The organism is Streptomyces sp. NPDC049627 (assembly GCF_044465645.1).
Taxonomy (GTDB): domain Bacteria; phylum Actinomycetota; class Actinomycetes; order Streptomycetales; family Streptomycetaceae; genus Streptomyces.
The window spans coordinates 306,258-323,048 of sequence record NZ_JBITLW010000006.1; the positions used below are offsets into that span (position 1 = coordinate 306,258).

At 72.2% G+C, this 16,791-nt stretch carries 15 protein-coding genes; 8 read left to right on the plus strand and 7 right to left on the minus strand.

Annotated elements, in window-relative coordinates; genetic code table 11:
• Window positions 1-68 precede the first annotated feature (68 nt).
• A complete protein-coding gene (locus ACIBU0_RS18490; RefSeq protein ID WP_398819102.1) occupies window positions 69-1,331 on the plus strand; it encodes an acyl-CoA dehydrogenase family protein in 1,263 nt (420 codons plus the stop codon).
• Window positions 1,328-1,801: a nitroreductase family deazaflavin-dependent oxidoreductase gene (locus ACIBU0_RS18495; protein ID WP_398819104.1), complete on the plus strand. Its 474-nt coding sequence runs from the start codon at window positions 1,328-1,330 to the stop codon at window positions 1,799-1,801. The genes ACIBU0_RS18490 and ACIBU0_RS18495 overlap by 4 nt, the downstream gene beginning before the upstream one ends.
• Here ACIBU0_RS18495 and ACIBU0_RS18500 read toward each other — a convergent pair.
• Window positions 1,796-2,419: a LysE family translocator gene (locus ACIBU0_RS18500; RefSeq protein WP_398819107.1), complete on the minus strand. Its 624-nt coding sequence runs from the start codon at window positions 2,417-2,419 to the stop codon at window positions 1,796-1,798. The two genes, ACIBU0_RS18495 and ACIBU0_RS18500, sit on opposite strands and share 6 nt — an antisense overlap.
• Before the next feature lie 82 nt (window positions 2,420-2,501).
• On the opposite strand from ACIBU0_RS18500, the gene ACIBU0_RS18505 reads away from it, so the two are divergent.
• Window positions 2,502-2,954 (plus strand): Lrp/AsnC family transcriptional regulator, encoded by a 453-nt coding sequence (locus ACIBU0_RS18505; protein WP_398819110.1) that lies wholly within the window; start codon window positions 2,502-2,504, stop codon window positions 2,952-2,954.
• Between the two features lie 86 nt (window positions 2,955-3,040).
• Here ACIBU0_RS18505 and ACIBU0_RS18510 read toward each other — a convergent pair whose 3' ends face one another.
• On the minus strand, window positions 3,041-3,676 hold the full coding sequence (locus ACIBU0_RS18510; protein ID WP_398819645.1) for a TetR family transcriptional regulator: 636 nt from the start codon (window positions 3,674-3,676) through the stop codon (window positions 3,041-3,043).
• A 134-nt stretch (window positions 3,677-3,810) separates the two neighbouring features.
• On the opposite strand from ACIBU0_RS18510, the gene ACIBU0_RS18515 reads away from it, so the two are divergent.
• The 3 genes from ACIBU0_RS18515 (at window position 3,811) to ACIBU0_RS18525 (ending at window position 7,875) form a co-directional block, all read left to right on the plus strand.
• On the plus strand, window positions 3,811-4,566 hold the full coding sequence (locus tag ACIBU0_RS18515; RefSeq protein WP_398819113.1) for a VOC family protein: 756 nt from the start codon (window positions 3,811-3,813) through the stop codon (window positions 4,564-4,566).
• Window positions 4,567-4,790: 224 nt separating this feature from the next.
• Entirely contained in the window at window positions 4,791-7,178 is a 2,388-nt protein-coding gene (locus tag ACIBU0_RS18520; RefSeq protein WP_398819116.1) for a PQQ-binding-like beta-propeller repeat protein, read from the plus strand.
• A gap of 208 nt (window positions 7,179-7,386) precedes the next feature.
• Complete coding sequence (locus ACIBU0_RS18525; RefSeq protein WP_398819119.1) at window positions 7,387-7,875, plus strand: hypothetical protein; 489 nt, start codon at window positions 7,387-7,389, stop codon at window positions 7,873-7,875.
• A gap of 22 nt (window positions 7,876-7,897) precedes the next feature.
• On the opposite strand, the gene ACIBU0_RS18530 is transcribed toward ACIBU0_RS18525, so the two are convergent.
• From ACIBU0_RS18530 to ACIBU0_RS18540, 3 genes are read right to left on the minus strand one after another with little or no spacing between them, the layout of a single operon-like run.
• Window positions 7,898-8,668, minus strand: a complete 771-nt coding sequence (locus ACIBU0_RS18530; protein ID WP_398819121.1) for an enoyl-CoA hydratase/isomerase family protein — start codon at window positions 8,666-8,668, stop codon at window positions 7,898-7,900.
• On the minus strand, window positions 8,665-9,081 hold the full coding sequence (locus tag ACIBU0_RS18535) for a Zn-ribbon domain-containing OB-fold protein (protein WP_398819124.1): 417 nt from the start codon (window positions 9,079-9,081) through the stop codon (window positions 8,665-8,667). Before ACIBU0_RS18535 ends, ACIBU0_RS18530 begins: the two co-directional genes overlap by 4 nt.
• 5 nt (window positions 9,082-9,086) lie before the next feature.
• The gene (locus ACIBU0_RS18540; protein ID WP_398819648.1) at window positions 9,087-10,232 is read right to left on the minus strand and encodes a lipid-transfer protein; all 1,146 of its coding nucleotides are present in this window, start codon (window positions 10,230-10,232) and stop codon (window positions 9,087-9,089) included.
• A gap of 106 nt (window positions 10,233-10,338) precedes the next feature.
• Here ACIBU0_RS18540 and ACIBU0_RS18545 point away from each other — a divergent pair, with 106 nt between their 5' ends.
• A complete protein-coding gene (locus ACIBU0_RS18545; RefSeq protein ID WP_398819127.1) occupies window positions 10,339-11,907 on the plus strand; it encodes a FadD3 family acyl-CoA ligase in 1,569 nt (522 codons plus the stop codon).
• Window positions 11,908-11,984: 77 nt separating this feature from the next.
• Here the strand turns inward: ACIBU0_RS18545 and ACIBU0_RS18550 are convergent, their stop codons facing one another.
• Together ACIBU0_RS18550 and ACIBU0_RS18555 are read right to left on the minus strand one after the other, a co-directional pair.
• Complete coding sequence (locus ACIBU0_RS18550; protein ID WP_398819130.1) at window positions 11,985-12,152, minus strand: hypothetical protein; 168 nt, start codon at window positions 12,150-12,152, stop codon at window positions 11,985-11,987.
• Between the two features lie 194 nt (window positions 12,153-12,346).
• A complete protein-coding gene (locus tag ACIBU0_RS18555) occupies window positions 12,347-15,295 on the minus strand; it encodes a BTAD domain-containing putative transcriptional regulator (protein WP_398819133.1) in 2,949 nt (982 codons plus the stop codon).
• A gap of 229 nt (window positions 15,296-15,524) precedes the next feature.
• Between ACIBU0_RS18555 and ACIBU0_RS18560 the strand changes: the two genes are divergently transcribed.
• Window positions 15,525-16,760, plus strand: a complete 1,236-nt coding sequence (locus ACIBU0_RS18560; protein WP_398819136.1) for an amidohydrolase family protein — start codon at window positions 15,525-15,527, stop codon at window positions 16,758-16,760.
• Window positions 16,761-16,791 lie beyond the last annotated feature (31 nt).

Consider the following 16,791-nt stretch of genomic DNA (forward strand, 5'->3'; position numbering starts at 1 on the left):
ACCTTCCCCTGGGCATATCGTTCCCGGGCTCCTAATATGACGGCCCGTCAGATCGGGAGGGAAGAGCCATGGACGCCCGCTTCACCGCCGAACAGGACGAGATCCGCCGTACCCTGCGCGAACTCCTGAACAAGCGCTGCGGCCCCCGCGAGCTGCGCGCCGCCCTCGACACCCCCGCCGGACACGACCCCGCCCTGTGGACCGCCCTCGCCGAGCAGCTCGGCCTGCCCGGGCTCGCCCTCCCCGAGGCCTACGGCGGTGTCGGCTGCTCGGCGACCGAACTCGCCCTCGCCTGCGAGGAGGTCGGGCGGGCGCTGGCCCCCTCCCCGCTCCTCGCCACCGCCGTCCTCACCGCCCCGCTGATCACCGCCCTCGGCACCGAGCCCCAGCGCGCCGCCCTGCTGCCCCGCCTCGCCTCCGGCACCCTCACCGCCGCCCTCGCCGTCCCCGGCACCGCCCTCGCCGCCGCCCTCGCCCTCACCGGCACGGGAGACGGCGACTGGGCCGGCGGCGGACGCGCCGGGGGCGTGCAGGCGCGGCGGGCGGAAGGCGGCTGGCGACTGTACGGGCAGGTCGACCAGGTCCTGGACGGCCACAGCGCGGGTCTCCTGGTGGTCGCCGCGCACGCCGGGGGGTTCGCCCGGTCGCGGACGCTGCTGTTCCTGGTGGCGGGGGACGCGGCGGGGGTCGTACGGGAACGGCAGACCGCGCTGGATGCGACGCGGCCGCAGGGACGGGTGCAACTGCGGGATGTGGAGGCGGAGTTGCTGGGGGAGGGGGACGGTGCGGATGTGCTGAGTACCCTCGCCGATGCGGGGAACGTGGTCGCCGCCGCCCTCGCCTGCGAGGCAGTGGGGGCCGCCGACCGGGCGTTGGAGGCGACCGTGGAGTACGTCGGGCAGAGGGAACAGTTCGGCCGCCCGATCGGCTCTTTCCAGGCGGTGAAACACAGGCTGGCGGATGTGTACGTGGCGGTCCAGGCAGCAAGATCGGCGGCCTATTACGCGGCCTGGGCTGCAACAGACCCAAGGGGCGCGGGGAACTGCGCGACCAGCCACAACGAACCCGCAGACGCCCGGCAACCTATCGCGGCACCCCCAGAGGCGCGCCTCGCCCTCGCCCAATCGCTGGAAGCGCTCCGCACGGCCTCCGCCGAAGGCATCCAACTCCACGGCGGCATCGGTTTCACCTGGGAACACGAGGCCCACCTGTACTTCAAGCGGGCCGCCGGCGACGAACTCCTCTTCGGCCCCGCCCATCGCCTAAGGGCACACGCCGCCGACACGGCCCGGCTCTTCGAGACGTCCGCGGAGCGGGAGGTGGCGGTGTGATCGGCGCACGCGTGGTGCAGAAGGTCTCCTCGACACGGGGCTTCGCCAAGGTCGCCCCGCATGTCATCCCCGCGCTCGACCGCGCCGTGCACCGCCTCACGCGCGGAAAGGTGCTGCTCAGCGCCCAGATGCTGCCCGGCGTGATCCTGACCTCGACCGGTGCCCGCAGCGGCCTGCCGCGCCGTACGCCGCTCGCCTGCATGCCCGAGGAGAACGGCCGCAGCTGGATCCTCATCGGCTCCAACTTCGGCCGCGCCGGCCACCCCGCCTGGACCGCGAACCTGCTGGCCCACCCGGACGCCGAGGTCAGCTGGAAGGGCCGGGACATCCCGGTCACGGCCCGGCTGCTGGAGGGGGAGGAACGGGCGGCCGTGTGGCAGGCGGCGCTGGCCTTCTGGCCGCCGTATGCGACGTATCAGGCGCGGGTGGAGCGGGAGATACGGCTCTTCAGGATCGTCCGCCGGTCATAGCGTCGCCAGACGTTGTACGAGGAGGAACGCGCCGATGCCCAGCATGGCCGCACCGGACGTGCGGGTGACCGCCCGCGCCGCCGCCGGGCGGGCGCCGAGGACCGCGCGGGCCGCGAGGCCCACCGTCAGATAGACGGCGGCGCAGCACGCCATGTGGAGCAGCCCGAGTACGGCGGTCTGGGCGGGGACCGGCAGGTGCTCGCCCTTCGTCACCAGGAACTGCGGCAGCACGGACAGGTAGAGCAGCAGGCCCTTGGGATTCAGGCCGCTGATCGTGGCGCCGCGCAGAAAGACCCGGGCCGGGCTCGTGGCCATGGCCTCCTCGGCCGCCCCCGGGGTGCCCGGCCGCCGCAGTACGCCCCACCCCAGCCAGACCAGATACGCGGCACCGGCCACCGTCAGCGCGGTCAGCAGTCCCGGCTCGCCCGCCACCAGCACCGCCAGACCCGCCGCCGCCAGCACCGTGTGCAGCGCGTACCCGCTGACCAGGCCCGCCACCGCCGTCACCGGCGAGCGGTCGCGCAGCCCGGCCGAGATCGCGTACGCCCAGTCGGCGCCCGGTACGCAGACGAGCAGCAGGTCGATGGCGAGGAAGGAGAGGAGCAGTCCGGAGTCCATGGTGGCGACATTAGGCGGGAATGGGTCGAAAGTGTTGTCGAAGTTTGCCCGTGATCGGCGCTTGTGAGGGAAGATCTGTCCCATGGACGACGTGGACAGACAGATTCTTGCCGAGCTGCAGCAGGACGGGCGGCTGACCGTGACCGAGCTGGCCGCGCGGGTGCGGCTCAGCGTCTCGCCGTGCCACCGGCGGCTGCGGGAACTGGAGCGGTCGGGCGCGATCAGCGGCTATCGCGCGGTGGTGGACCCGGGTGCCGTCGGGCTGGACTTCGAGGCGCTGGTCTTCGTCTCCATGCGGCAGGAGGACCGGGACACGGTCGCCGGGTTCGAGCGGGCCATCGCGGACATCCCCCATGTCCTGGACGCGCAACGGCTGTTCGGTGAGCCCGACTATCTGCTGCGGGTCGCCACGGCCGACCTCGCTGCCTTCCAGCGGCTGTACGACGAGCGGCTGGCGACCCTGCCGGGCGTGCAGCGGCTCACCTCGACGCTGGTGATGAAGCACGTGGTACGGGATCGTCCGCTGCCCGCATAGCACGGCAGGCGGCGGCCCACGCCGGTGAGCCGCCGCCTGCCAGACAGGACTTGCTGAACCAGGGAACTAAAGGGAACTACAGGGAACTATTTCGTCGGCTTCTTGCCCGTCACGCCCAAGTGCACCAACAGCGCCAGGTTCGGCTTGAGTTCAGCCTGTTTGACGCCCCACGTCTGGAAACCCTTCTGGTGCGAGGCCACCGCCGCGAGCATCGCGACCAGCGAGCCCGCGACCGCGGCCGGGTTGACGTCCTTGTCGACCCGGCCCTTGGACTGCAGCTGGGTGACCGCGTCGGCAAGGGAGTTGTTGACGGAGTTCAGGATCTTCATGCGGATCTTGTAGAAGCGCTTGTCGCCCTCGGACGCGCCGAGGTCGACGACCCTGAGGATCGCGTCGTTCTTGCGCCAGAACTCCAGGAATCCGTCCACGAGTTCCTGCGCGGTCTGCCAGCCGGCCTTGCCGACCCAGCTGCGGCCCTCCACGAGCTCGGTCAACCCCGCGCCCTCGGTGGCCATTTGCTCGGCGATCTCCAGGACGGCGCCCTCGACGTCCGGGAAGTACTGGTAGAAGGTCGCGGGTGAAGTGCCCGCCTTCCGGGCGACATCGATGACTTTGACGTCCCGGTAGGGGGAGGAGCTGAGCATCTCGCTGAGGCAGTCGAGCAGCTTCTGCCGGGTCGCCTGCCCACGCCGGCCGGCCACACGGCCGTCGACGGTACGCACTTGTCCTGTCATGTCGTCAGCTTACCGAGGCGTGATCGGGGCGCGATTCGGCCGACTGCAAATGGGGTGCACGGGGACCGAGAGGCTGGTGTGCCTGGTCTGCGGGTTGTGGGCGAGGCCGTTACTTTGGCGGCATGGCCGAAAACAGGGCATCCGCAGACGGAACGGGATACGGGGAGGGCGTCCCGTGCTGGGTGGACGCGCAGCTTCCCGACGTGGAGGCGGGCAAGCGCTTCTACGGGGAGCTCTTCGGATGGGATTTCGAGGACGCCTTCGACTCCACCGTGCTGGCCCGGCTGGACGGCGAGCCCGTCGCCTCGCTCTCCCGCAAGACGGACGGGCGGATGCCCACCGTGTGGACCGTGTTCTTCGCCACCCCGGACGCGGAAGCGCTGGTCCGGCGGATCCGCGAGGCCGGGGGGCAGGTCGTCACCGCGCCCGTGGAGGTGGGGGAGGGGCTGGGGAGGGTCGCGCTGGTCACCGACCCCGAGGGCGCCGTCTTCGGGCTCTGGCAGGCGGGCGAGCACCAGGGCTTCGGGCGCCGGCACGAGGTCGGCACCTTCGGCTGGGCCGAGCTGTACGCCCGGGACACCGAGGTCGCCAACGCCTTCTACGGCGGGCTCTTCCACGACGCCCTGTTCGGACCGGACGCGAAGCCGGACTTCGGGCGCGCGGCCGTGGCGGAGGTCTTCCCGGCGATGATGCCGCCCCACTTCGTCGTCCACTTCCGGGTGGCGCAGTGCGAGGCGGTCCTCGGCACGGTGAACCGGCTCGGCGGGCGGGTGCAGGTGCCGCCCTTCGAAACGTCGTACGGGACGGTCGCCGTCGTCACCGACAATCAGGGGGCGTCCTTCGCCGTCCTGGAACGCCGGGCGGCGCCGGAAGGCTGACGCCACTCCTGCCTCTGGCGTCCCACTATGCGAGCCGGCGCTTTCCGCGGGCGCCGGAGTGTGGTTTTGTCCCAAGACACCCCGTTCCGCCCTCGGGTTCGCAACCACGCCCTCGGACAGGAAGAATCGGGGTGCGTGCCGCCAAGGCGGTGCGGTGGTGAGACGCTGCACGGGGTCGCGTACATATGTGGTGACGGGGCCCGTACGGGGAGGTGGCAGGCAGAGTGGTGGATCAGCTGACGCAGCACGATCCGCGCAGGATCGGGCCGTTCGAGGTGCTCGGACGGCTGGGCGCCGGCGGCATGGGGCTGGTCTATCTCGCGCGCTCGGCGTCGGGCCGGCGCGTGGCGATCAAGACGGTCCGGACCGAGCTCGCCGAGGACCAGCTGTTCCGGGTCCGCTTCACGCGCGAGGTGGAGGCGGCCCGCGCGGTCTCCGGCTTCTACACGGCCGCGGTCGTCGACGCCGACCCGCGCGCCGCCGTGCCCTGGCTCGCCACCGCGTACGTCCCCGCCCCCTCCCTCGAGGAGATAGTGAACGAGTGCGGGCCGCTCCCGGCCCAGGCGGTGCGCTGGCTGGCGGCGGGTGTGGCGGAGGCCCTCCAGTCCATCCACGGCGCGGGGCTCGTCCACCGCGACCTGAAGCCCTCCAACGTCCTCGTCGTCGAGGACGGCCCCCGGGTGATCGACTTCGGTATCGCCTCCGGCGTCTCGAACACGCGGCTGACCATGACCAACGTCGCCGTCGGCACCCCCGCCTACATGTCCCCCGAGCAGGCGAAGGACTCCCGCAGCGTCACCGGCGCCAGCGACGTCTTCTCCCTCGGCTCGATGCTGGTGTTCGCCGCCACCGGACACCCGCCCTTCCACGGCGCCAACCCGGTCGAGACGGTCTTCATGCTGCTGCGCGAGGGCCCGGACCTCGAAGGCCTCCCGGACGAGCTGCGCCCGCTCATCGAGTCCTGTATGCAGATGGACCCGACGGCCCGCCCCAACCCCGCCGACCTCCAGGCCCAGCTGGCCCCGCACCTGTTCGGCTCCGGCTCCGACGACAGCGGTACGGCGTCGGCGTGGCTGCCCGAGCGGGCGGTGGGCCTGATCGAGACCCGGCGCGGCGGCCGCCCGGCGGCGAAGCCCTCGTCGTCCTCCGGCCGCAGCGGCGGGCGGAACGCCCCCGCCCCGGGCCCCGCCCCCGCGCCGGTCCCGCCCCCTCCCCCGCACGACCCCGTGGTCCCGGGCCCGCAGCCCGCGCCCGTCCCGGTCGGCGCCCCCGACACCGGCCCCGTCCGCCTGGCCGGCGCGGCGGTCCCCATCGGCCCCGGCCCGCGGGTCGCCGACGCCCGCGCCGCCGCCCTGCAGGCGCCCGCGCCGGAGGCCGGTCTGGTCGCCTCCTGGTCCAAGCCCCGCCCCGGCGTCAACGGCACGGATGCCGCCGTGGGCCCCGCCGTACCGGCCGCGCCGCCCGCGCCCCCGGAGACGGCGGCCGGCTGGCGGCCCTGGCGCTTCCGCATGTCGAACGACGTATGGGGCACCCCCTCCGTCGCCGACGACCTCGTCTACGTCACCTCCTTCGAGGTGCACGCCCTGGACGTGGCCACCGGCCGCCGACGCTTCAAGACGCGGGACGTGGCCTGGTCGATGGCGGTCGCGGACGGCCGTATCCACGCCTCCGACGGTCCGACGCTGTTCGCCCTGGAGAGCAGGGAGGGCGCCGACCTGTGGCGTCTGCAGACGGACGCCTGGGTGTACTCGCTCAAGGCCGAGCGGGGCACGGTCGTCACCGGCACGCGCGGCGGCGGCGTCCAGGCCTGGGAGGCCTCGAACGGGCAGAAGCTGTGGGAGATCACCGGCGCGCAGACCGACTTCGAGTCGCCGGAAGCCGGGCCGGCCCTGTACGAGGGCACGGTCTACGTCTGGCAGGACGCCCGGCTGCGCGCCCTGGACGCCCGCACCGGCGAGGAGCGCTGGTCGTACCCCATCGGCGACGCCGCCTCCTGCGGCGGGGTGCCGGTGCGGGTGGCGCAGGCGCCGGACGGGTTCGTGTACGTCTCGGCCGGGACGCGCGTCCTCGCGCTGGACGTGGCGAGCGGTCATGTCCGCTGGCACTTCGAGGCCCCGGCGGTCTTCCTGTGCCCGCCGGCCTTCGTGCCGGGTCCGGCGGTGACCGGCGGTGGCGTGTACCTCGCCGACTACCTCGGCACCGTCTACGCCCTGGACGCCACCGACGGCCGTGACCGCTGGCGCATCGCCACGGAGTCCCGCTCCTCGATCGATCCGGTGCTGGTGGCTGCCGGTCATGTCCACGTGGGCAGCGGCAAGGGGCTGTACACCCTGGACGCGGTCACCGGGACGCCGAAGTGGCGCTTCCAGGCGGGCGGCGACATCGTGGGCGCGCCGGCCGTGGCGGAGGGCCGGATCCACTTCGGTTCCACGGATCACCTGCTGTACACGCTGAAGGCCGACGACGGCCGCCTGAGGTGGAAGCTCGCGACCGGCGGCGAGATCACCGGTTCCCCGGTGGTGAAGGACGGGGTCGTGTACGCGTGCAGCAAGGACCGGTGCGTGTACGCGCTGGACGCGGAGAAGGGCACGGGGACGGCGCGCGGCGCGTAGGCGCGGGCCAGTGACGGCCGTCGTACCGGCGCACGGAAGGGTCCGGACGGCGGCCGTCCCGTTGGAACGGTCATCTTCACCGTTCTTGCACGAGACGCTACGCCGGGTAAGCGATTGCCGCCATGTGACCGCTGCTAACGTGACGTGCTCACGATCAGTACAACGGGGGTCGAACGACGTGAAGCTTCGCCATGTCCGCGCTGTGGCCGTGTCCGTCTGCGTAGTGGTCGCCCTGACCGGAGCCCGGCGCTCGCACGGTGGCGGGTGCGACGACAGCTCCGGTTCGCACAGCTCGTCGAGCAGTTCGGGCGGTTACTCGGGCGGCAGCACCCACTACGACGACGATGACGACTACTCGTCCTCTACCGGTGGCTCGGGCGGCACCGACGCGACCGCGACGGCCTCGCCCACCGAGGACGTGAAGATCACCAGCTGTGTGTACGACCCGAGCCGGGGCGTCGTCGCCCGTGTCGAGGCCACCAACACCAGCAGCATCACGACGTACACCTACGAGTTCGGCGTGACCTTCAAGGACCCCGACGGGGCGCCCCTGCGCACCAGCGCGTCCACCATCCCGTATGTCTCGCCGGGCGCCACGCAGACCCTGGACGTGGCCGCCGCGTACGTCCCGGAGACCGGCGCGAACACGAGCGGCGTCACCTGCGCCCTCGAGGACGTGACGCGGACCGCGCAGTAACGGAGAGCCTGCGAACGGGCTCTCACCGCACCCGGTGCTCGCGGCGCCGTGCCCGGAACAGGTCCGTCTGCCGCTCGACCGGCAGGTTCCCGAGCGTGATCAGGTGCGGCGCCTGTGCGAACGCCTGGGCGAGGGCGGCCTCCTTGGCCGCCCACAGTGCCCGTACCGTCCCCTGGACGCCCTCCGCCGGATACCCGGCGATGACGGCGGCGCAGTCCACCGCGGCTGCCAGCGCCCCGCCGGGCTCGGTGACCTCCGAGACCAGCCCGATCTCATGGGCCCGCCGAGCCGACAACCGCTCCGCGCTGCCCATGAGCGCCATCCGCGCGGCCTCCCCGTACGGGATGCGCAGCGCCATGAGCATGGACTCGTAGGCGCTGACCATGCCGTAGGTGGTGTGCGGGTCGAAGAAGGTGGCGGTCGGGTCGGCGACGATGAAGTCCGCCTCGCCGAGCAGGTAGAAGGCGCCGCCGCAGGCCATGCCCCGCACGGCGGCGACGACCGGTTTCCACAGGTCGTTGGCCTTGGGGCCGACGCGCAGCAGCGGATCGTCCGTCATGTACGGCGAGTTGGGCTGCGGGACGACGGCATCCCGGTCCAGCCCCGTGCAGAACGCCCGCTCTCCGGCGCCGGTGAGGACGACGGCCCGCACGGTGTCGTCGAAGCGCAACTCGCGCCAGGCGGCGACCAGTCGGTCTCTGAGGCCGAGGTCGATGGCGTTGAGCCGGTCGGGCCGGTCGAGGGTGACGACGGCGACGCCGGTGTCCTTGTTGGCCGTGACGGTAAGGCTCATGGACGCTCCAGGACCCACTGCACAAGCCCGCTGCCGCTGAAGACGGCCTGCACCTTGGCGCCGATGCGGATCCGGTCGGGGGAGAGGGAGTCGAGAGGAGCGTCCGGGCCGGTGACGAGGTTGCCGACGAGACGGATGCGGGGGGCGTCGGTGAGTTCGACGACGATGACGTTGTACGGCGCCTGCTCCGCGTAGTCGGGCAGCAGGGGCGGGTGAGGGACCACGTACGACCAGATACGGCCGTGCCCGCCGACCTGCCGCCACTCGCTCGCGAAGGACTGGCAGTGCGGGCAGCAGGGGCGGGGCGGGAAGCGGGGTTCGCCGCAGTCGGCGCAGGTCTGGACGCGGAGTTCGCCCTGGGCGGCGTACTGCCAGAAGGGGGCGCCGTCGGGGTCGGTGACGGGGGAGAGCATCCTGATCAACTCCTCAGGAGCAGCGCGGAGGTGGGGACGCCCTCGCCGGCGGTGACGAGACAGGTGGCGGCGCCCGGGACCTGGGCGGTGCTGGTGCCGCGGAGCTGTTTGACGCCCTCGTTGATGAGGTTGAACCCGTGGACGTAGGCCTCGCTGAGCCCTCCGCCCCCGGTGTTGACGGGCAGCCGCCCGCCGATCTCCAGGGCGCCACCTTCCGTGAAGGCCCCGCCCTCGCCTCTCCCGCAGAACCCGTAACCCTCCAGGGAGAGCGGTATGAGTGCCGTGAACGCGTCGTAGATCTGGGCGACGTCCACATCCTGTGGAGTGACGTCGGAGTGCTTCCACAGATGCCGGGCGGCGGTCCAGGCGGGTCCGGTGAGCGGGTCGTCGTTCCAGTAGTTGACCATGCCGTGGTGCTGGGCGGGCAGGCCCTGGGCGGCGGAGTGGACGTAGACGGGGGTGTGCCGGCAGTCCCGTGCCCGCTCCCGGCTGACGAGTACGCAGGCCAGGGCGCCGTCGGTCTCCAGGCAGTTGTCGAAGAGGCAGAGGGGTTCGCTGATCCACCGGGAGGTCATGTACATCTCGCGGGTGAGGGGGCGGTCGTACATGATCGCGGCGGGATTCTGGTTGGCCCGGTTCCGGCAGGCGAGCGCGACATTGAAGAGGTGATCCCGGGTCGCGCCGTACTCGTGCATGTAGCGGCGGGCGAGCATGGCGATCTCGTCGACCGGGCGGAGCAGGCCGTACGGCCGTGTCCACTGGGCGGGGGTGGGCAGTTGGGCGGTGGTGTTCTTCCAGGGGCGGGGCCCGCTGCCCCGCTTCCGTGACCGCCAGGCGACCCCGACCGTCGCCTGACCGGTGGCGATGGCGGCGGCGAGATGCGCGACGGTGGCACACGACCCGCCGCCCCCGTACCCCGCCTTGCTGAAGAAGGTGAGGTCACCGAACCCGACGGCCTTGGCCAGCTCCACCTCGTCCGTGTCCTCCATGGTGTAGCTGGCGAGGGCGTCGACCTCGCCCGGGGCGATCCCGGCGTCGTCGAGGGCGGCGAGGACGGCACGGCAGGCGAGGGTCTTCTCGTCCTCGTCGAGCCGTTTGGCGAAGCGGGTCTGTCCGATGCCGACGATCGCGGTGGCGTCCTTGAGGCCCATGCCGGTGGTCATGCTGCGCACACCTCCGCAAGACGAAGCGGCTGCTGACAGGGCGTCAGGCTACAGCTAATCTGACGGGTAGTCAGCTACTGGTCTGGAGGCTGTGGTGCGCGGTGACTTGGAGTGGGGCAGCATTCCGGAACTCGTCCGCGGCGCGGCCGAGCGGTACGCGGACGCCGAGGCGGTGGTGGAGGGCCGCACCAGGATCTCGTACGCCGAACTGGGCGCCCGCATCGAGCGCTCGGCCGCGGCCTGCATCGCGAACGGCGTCGCGCCGGGCGACCGGGTCGCCGTCTGGGCCCCGAACACGCTCGACTGGATCGTGGCGGCGCTGGGCGCGGTGTCGGCGGGAGCGGTGCTGGTGCCGCTGAACACCCGCTTCAAGGGCGGGGAGGCGGCGGACGTGCTGCGCCGCAGCGGGACGCGGCTGCTGTTCGTGACGGGCACGTTCCTCGGGACGTCGTACGTGGCCTCCCTGCGCCGGGCGGTCGCGGACGGGCCGGGGCTGCCGGCCCTGGAACAGGTGGTCGTACTCTCGGACGACGCTCCCGCGGACTTCCGTACCTGGAAGGACTTCCTGGCGAGCGGGGACGGCGTGGGGGAGGTCGAGGTGCGGGCGCGGTCGGCAGCCGTGTCCGGCTCCTGCCCCTCGGACATCGTCTTCACGTCCGGGACGACGGGCCGGCCGAAAGGCGCGGTGATCACCCACGCGCAGACGCTGCGTGCCTATGAGGTGTGGAGCGACCTCGCGGGCCTCCGGCAGGGCGACCGCTACCTCATCGTGAACCCCTTCTTCCACACCTTCGGCTACAAGGCCGGGGTGATCGCCTGTCTGATGCGGGGCGCGACGATGATCCCCCAGCCGGTGTTCGACGTCGACACGGCCCTGGCGAACATCGCCGCGGAACGGGTGTCGGTGCTGCCGGGCCCACCGACCCTCCATCAGTCGCTGCTCGACCACCCGGCCCGCGGCGCCCATGACCTCTCGGCGCTGCGGCTGGTGGTGACGGGCGCGGCGGTCGTGCCCCTGCGCCTGGTGGAACGCCTGCGCGGGGAACTGGGCGTGGACACGGTCCTGACGGCGTACGGCCTCTCGGAGGCCAGCGGCATCGTCACGATGTGCCGGCGCGGCGACGACCCGTCGGTGATCGCGTCGACCTCGGGCCGCGCGATACCCGGCACGGAAGTACGCGTCGAGGCGCCGGTCGGCGAACCCGGCGAGGTCCTGGTCCGCGGCTTCAACGTCATGCGCGGCTACTACGAGGACGCGGCGGCCACGGCTGAGGTGCTGTCGGAGGACGGGTGGCTGCGGACGGGCGATGTGGGGGTCCTGGACGAGGCGGGCAACCTCCGTATCACCGACCGCATCAAGGACATGTTCATCGTCGGCGGCTTCAACGCGTATCCGGCGGAGATCGAGCAGATGCTGGGCCTGCATCCGGATGTGGCGGACGTGGCGGTGATCGGCGTCCCCGACGCGCGGCTGGGGGAGGTCGGCAAGGCGTTCGTGGTGCGGCGGCCGGGGGCGGTGCTCACCGGGGACGACCTGATCGCCTGGGCGCGGCGGGAGATGGCCAACTACAAGGTGCCGAGGGCGGTGGAGTTCGTACGGGAACTGCCCCGGAACGCCGGCGGCAAGGTGGTGAAGGGGCAGTTGCGGGCCCGGCGGAGCTGACCGGTCCCCGGACATGCCTCGGCCGCGGCGGCTCCCCTCCGCGCCGCCGCGGCCGATCCCCGTGGGGTGCTGGTCCGTCAGGCCTCTTCGCTCGTGATGTGGGTGTCGAGCGGCTTCAGCGTGCCGTCGTCGGCCTTGGCGTCGGTGATGTGGGTGTCGAGCGGGTTGACCGTGCCCGCGTCGGCGTCGGTGATGTGGGTGTCGAGCGGCTTGACGGTGCCGTCGGTCTTCTTCTCATCGGCCATGCTGTTCAACTCCTGTGAGTGGGACACGAGGCCCGTCCGGCGACTCCCCCGAGGGCCGCCGGACGGGCTGATCAGGGCCGTTCACCTTAACGGTGGGCCGCAACGATGATCCGTCTGCCCCCCGACGCGACGGATCGACGGCATTCAGCGTGCCGTGAGGCGATAAACGAACGATGAACGCAGGCCGGGGCCGGCTAGGCGGCGGCCACGGGAAGGAGCAGGCCCCGCACCTCCGTGGCCTCCGGGGAGCCCAGGTCCTCGTAGATGGACAGGGCTTCACGCCAGCAGGCCTGGGCCCGGTCGAGGTGCCCGATGTCGTACAGGGCACGCCCGAGGACGGTGAGCACGTTCCCCCGCCGCCAGTCCCCGCCGATGCCGCGGAGGACGGCGAGTGACTGTTCCGCGTGAGCGGCGGCCTGGGCCGGCTTGCGCTCGCTGAGCAGTATCTCGGCGATCCGGAAGATCGCCATTCCCTCCCAGAGGCGCTGGCGGCTGTCCCGGAACACCTCCAGGGCCTCGGTCAACTGCTCGACGGCATGCGTGAGTTCCCCGGCCTGGGCGAGCGCCAGTCCCAGGGCGTAGCGGCCGTTGGCGCCGCGCAGGGTGTGGCCCAGGCGGTCGTAGACGCCGACGCCCTCTCGCGCGAGCTCGATCGCGCTGCTGGTGTGTCCCATGGCGAGGTGTGAACGGGACAGGTTGCACAGCGCGTTGGCCTCACCGGCCAGGTTGCCGTCCGACCGGAAGTTGGTGAGGGCCTCCTGCAGATGGACGGCCCCCTCGGCGTGCCGGCCGCCGTAGACCGCGATGACACCGCGATGATTCGGCACCCAGCAGTTGAGGGCCGGATCGCTGATCCGCTGTGCCAGGGCCGCGGCTTGGCTCACCTCGTCGTCGGCCTGGGCGAATCGGCCGGCCGCCAGATGGGCGTCGGTCAAGGTCGTCCGCGCCCGGCCTTCGGCCTGGACGTCGCCCGCTGCCCGAGCGGCGTCGCGGGCCGCCGTAGCCGCCGCTTCGTAGTCACGGGCGGCGGCGCCGGACTCGGCCAGGTCCTTCGCCGCCCAGAGCAGGTCGACGGCCCTTCGCGGGTCGCCGCTGCGCACGGACTGGCTCGCGCAGGCCAGCAGGCAGTTCGCCTCGGAGTACAGCCAGTCCTGGGCCTCATGGCGGTTGTCGAAGCGCAGGCCGGGGAACTCCCCGTGCTCCAGGTGATCCACCAGCCGGTCCCCCGGCCGCTCGATCGCATAGACCGCCGCCGCCGTCGCCAGATAGAAGTCCAGCAACCGCGACATCGCCGCTTCCCGCTCGTTCGGCGGCCACTCGTCCCGTTCCGCGCACGCCCGCGCGTAGAGCCGCACCAGATCGTGGTACCGGTACCGTCCGGGCGCCGCCGACTCCAGGAGGGAGGTGTCGACGAGGGACTCCAGCAGGTCCTCCGTCTCCTCGGCCGGCAGATCCAGCACCGCCGCGGCCGCCGCCAGCGAGATGTCCGGCCCGTCGGCGAGCCCCAGCAGCCGGAACGCCCGTGCCTGGGCGGGCTCCAGGGCGCCGTAGCCCAGCTCGAAGGTCGCCTTCACGGCGAGGTCGCCGGCCTGGAGCTCGTCCAGCCGGCGGCGTTCGTCCGCGAGCTTGGCGGCCAGCACCGAGACCGTCCAGGTGCGGCGTGCCGCCAGGCGGGACGCGGCGATGCGGATCGCCAGCGGCAGGAAGCCGCAGGCCGCGACCACGTCCAGCGCGGCCTCCCGCTCGGAGGCCACCCGCTCCTCGCCCACGATCTTCGTGAAGAGCTGCAGCGCCTCGTCCGGCGACATCACGTCCAGATCGACCAGATGGGCCCCTGCCAGGTCCACCATCCGCACCCGGGACGTCACCAGGGCCGCGCAGCCCTCCGTGCCCGGCAGCAGCGGCCGCACCTGGGCGGCGTCCTTCGCGTTGTCCAGCAGCACCAGGACCCGGCGGCCGTCCAGCACCGAGCGGTACAGCGCCGCCCGCTCCTCCAGCGAGTCCGGGATCGCCGAGTCCGCCGTCCCCAGGGCCCGCAGGAAGGAGCCCAGGACCGTCTCCGGTTCCGCCGCCCGCGGGCCCGCGCCCTGGAGGTCGACGTACAGCTGGCCGTCCGGGAACGCCGAACGCGCCTGGTGTGCCACGTGCACCGCCAGCGTCGTCTTGCCGACGCCCCCGATGCCCGCCAGCGCCGACACCGCCATCACCCGGCCCTCCGCCGAGGCGAGGACCTCGCCGAGCTCGGAGACGAAGGCGGAGCGGCCCGTGAAGTCGGGGACGGTCGCGGGAAGCTGGGCCGGGCGCACCGGGGTCACCGCCGGCCCGGTCACCGGCGCCGAGGGCTCCGCGAGGCCGGGGTCCGCCTGCAGGATCCGCTGCTGGAGCTCCTTGAGGCCGGGACGCGGGTCGACGCCCAGTTCGTCGGCGAGCAGGCGCCGCGTGTCCGCGTACACCGCCAGCGCCTCCGCCTGACGGCCGCTGCGGTACAGGGCGAGCATCAGCAGCTCCCGCAGCCGCTCGCGCAGCGGGTGCGCCGCGGTCAGCGCCGTCAGCTCCGACACCGCCTCCGCGTGGCAGCCCTGCTCCAGGTCCATGTCGAGGCGGGACTCCAGCAGTTGCAGCCGCCACTCCTCCAGGCGGACCCGCTGTGCCTCCGCGTACGGCCCGGGCACCCCGGCCAGCACCTCGCCGTCCCACAGCGCCAGCGCCCGCCCCAGCACTTCCCGCGCATGGGACAGATCCCCGGCGCCCCGGGCCTTCTCCGCCTGGGCCGCCAGCTCCTGCGCCACGCCCAGGTCCAGCGCGCCCTCGGCCAGCCCGCGCACCGCGTAGCCGCCCGACTCGCTCACCAGGACCCCGGCGTCCAGCGCCTTGCGCAGCCGGGAGGCGTACGTCCGTACCGCCGCCAGCGCCTGCGACGGCGGCTCCTCGCCCCACAGGGCGTCGATCAGCTCCGCCGCGGTCGCCGTACGGCCCTCGCGCAGCAGCAGGGCGGCCAGGAGCGCGCGTTGCTGGGGGGAGCCGGTGGGGAGCTGCTCGTCGTCGCGCCAGGCGCGTACCGGACCGAGCACGCTGAACCGCAGCATCGCCGGCTCCTCGGAGCCGGGACGCCGCTGCTCGGGCACACGTGGTGCACCGTCCATCGGGGTCCCCCTAGGCATCCTCAACAACTACGTCAGTTTGCCTTGTTCATGGCGGATGCGTCAGCCGGGCGAGACACCGATCACAGGCAGGGCACACCCGTACGTGCGGGATTCCACAAGGTCCCCACAAGATCTCCGTACACGACCGATCAGAACCGACCACCTCGCCCTCGTACCGCACCTCACCGCATAGCTGACGGTCCGTCAGATCGGCGCTACCGTGAACGCCATGGACGACACCGAGACGACGTTTCCCCTGATCATCTCCGTCGACGACCACACCGTGGAACCGCCCACCGTGTGGCAGGACCGGCTGCCGAAGAAGTACCTCGACACCGGCCCGCGCACCGTCCGCGCCCCGCTGAAGGAAATGACCTTCCTGGGCGGCCGGTTCAAGCCGGTCATGGGCCGGCCCGGCGACGACGGCCCCCTCGGCGACTGGTGGGTCTACGAGGACCTGCACCGGCCCCTCACCCGGCTCGACACGGCCGTCGGCTGCAGCAGGGACGAGATCAAGCTGGAGATCATCACCTATGAGCAGATGCGCCCGGGCTCGTACGACGTCCCCGCCCGGCTCGCCGACATGGACGTCAACCACGTCCAGTCCGCCCTCTGCTTCCCGACCTTCCCCCGCTTCTGCGGCCAGACCTTCACCGAGGCCGAGGACCACGAGCTGGGCCTGCTGTGCGTCCGGGCCTACAACGACTGGATGGTGGAGGAGTGGTGCGGGCCGGCGGCCCAGGGCCGGCTCATCCCGCTCACCCTCATCCCCCTCTGGGACGCAGAGCTCGCGGCCGCCGAGGTCCGGCGCAACGCCGCCCGCGGCGTGCGTGCCGTCGCCTTCTCCGAGATACCCCCGCACCTCGGGCTCCCCTCCGTCCACACCGACGCCTGGGACCCCTTCCTCGCCGCCTGCGACGAGACCGGCACGGTGGTCGCCATGCACATCGGCTCGTCGAGCCGCATGCCCTCCACCTCCGCCGACGCCCCGCCCGCCGTCGGCTCCACCATCACCTTCGCGAACTGCTGCTTCTCGATGGTCGACTGGCTGATGAGCGGCAAGTTCGAACGCTTCCCCAACCTCAAGATCATGTACGCCGAAGGCCAGATCGGCTGGATCCCGTACATCCTCGAACGCGCCGACGTGGTGTGGGAGGAGAACCGCGGCTGGGGCGGGGTCGCCGACAAGGTGCACCGGCCGCCGTCCGAGCTGTTCGCCGACCACGTCTACGGCTGCTTCTTCGACGACGCCTTCGGGCTGAAGAACCTGGACGCGATCGGCCTGCACAACGTCCTGTACGAGACCGACTACCCCCACTCCGACTCCACCTGGCCGAAGTCCCGCGAGGTCGGCGAGGCGCAGATGGGCCACCTGGACGCCGAGGTCGTCGAGCGGATCGTCCGGGGCAACGCGATCGAGCTGCTGGGGCTCACCCCGGACGGCCGGTGGGAGGGGGTGCGCTGATTCCCCTGCCATAAGTCAAAAGTGCAAGCAA

Excerpts from the sequence above, each read along its gene's own strand:
- ACIBU0_RS18490 (WP_398819102.1), top strand. The coding sequence starts at position 69 with ATGGACGCCCGCTTCACCGCCGAACAGGACGAGATCCGCCGTACCCTG.
- ACIBU0_RS18500 (WP_398819107.1), bottom strand. The coding sequence starts at position 2,419 with ATGGACTCCGGACTGCTCCTCTCCTTCCTCGCCATCGACCTGCTGCTC.
- ACIBU0_RS18505 (WP_398819110.1), top strand. The coding sequence starts at position 2,502 with ATGGACGACGTGGACAGACAGATTCTTGCCGAGCTGCAGCAGGACGGG.
- ACIBU0_RS18515 (WP_398819113.1), top strand. The coding sequence starts at position 3,811 with ATGGCCGAAAACAGGGCATCCGCAGACGGAACGGGATACGGGGAGGGC.
- ACIBU0_RS18530 (WP_398819121.1), bottom strand. The coding sequence starts at position 8,668 with ATGAGCCTTACCGTCACGGCCAACAAGGACACCGGCGTCGCCGTCGTC.
- ACIBU0_RS18535 (WP_398819124.1), bottom strand. The coding sequence starts at position 9,081 with ATGCTCTCCCCCGTCACCGACCCCGACGGCGCCCCCTTCTGGCAGTAC.
- ACIBU0_RS18540 (WP_398819648.1), bottom strand. The coding sequence starts at position 10,232 with ATGGGCCTCAAGGACGCCACCGCGATCGTCGGCATCGGACAGACCCGC.
- ACIBU0_RS18550 (WP_398819130.1), bottom strand. The coding sequence starts at position 12,152 with ATGGCCGATGAGAAGAAGACCGACGGCACCGTCAAGCCGCTCGACACC.
- ACIBU0_RS18555 (WP_398819133.1), bottom strand. The coding sequence starts at position 15,295 with ATGGACGGTGCACCACGTGTGCCCGAGCAGCGGCGTCCCGGCTCCGAG.
- ACIBU0_RS18560 (WP_398819136.1), top strand. The coding sequence starts at position 15,525 with ATGGACGACACCGAGACGACGTTTCCCCTGATCATCTCCGTCGACGAC.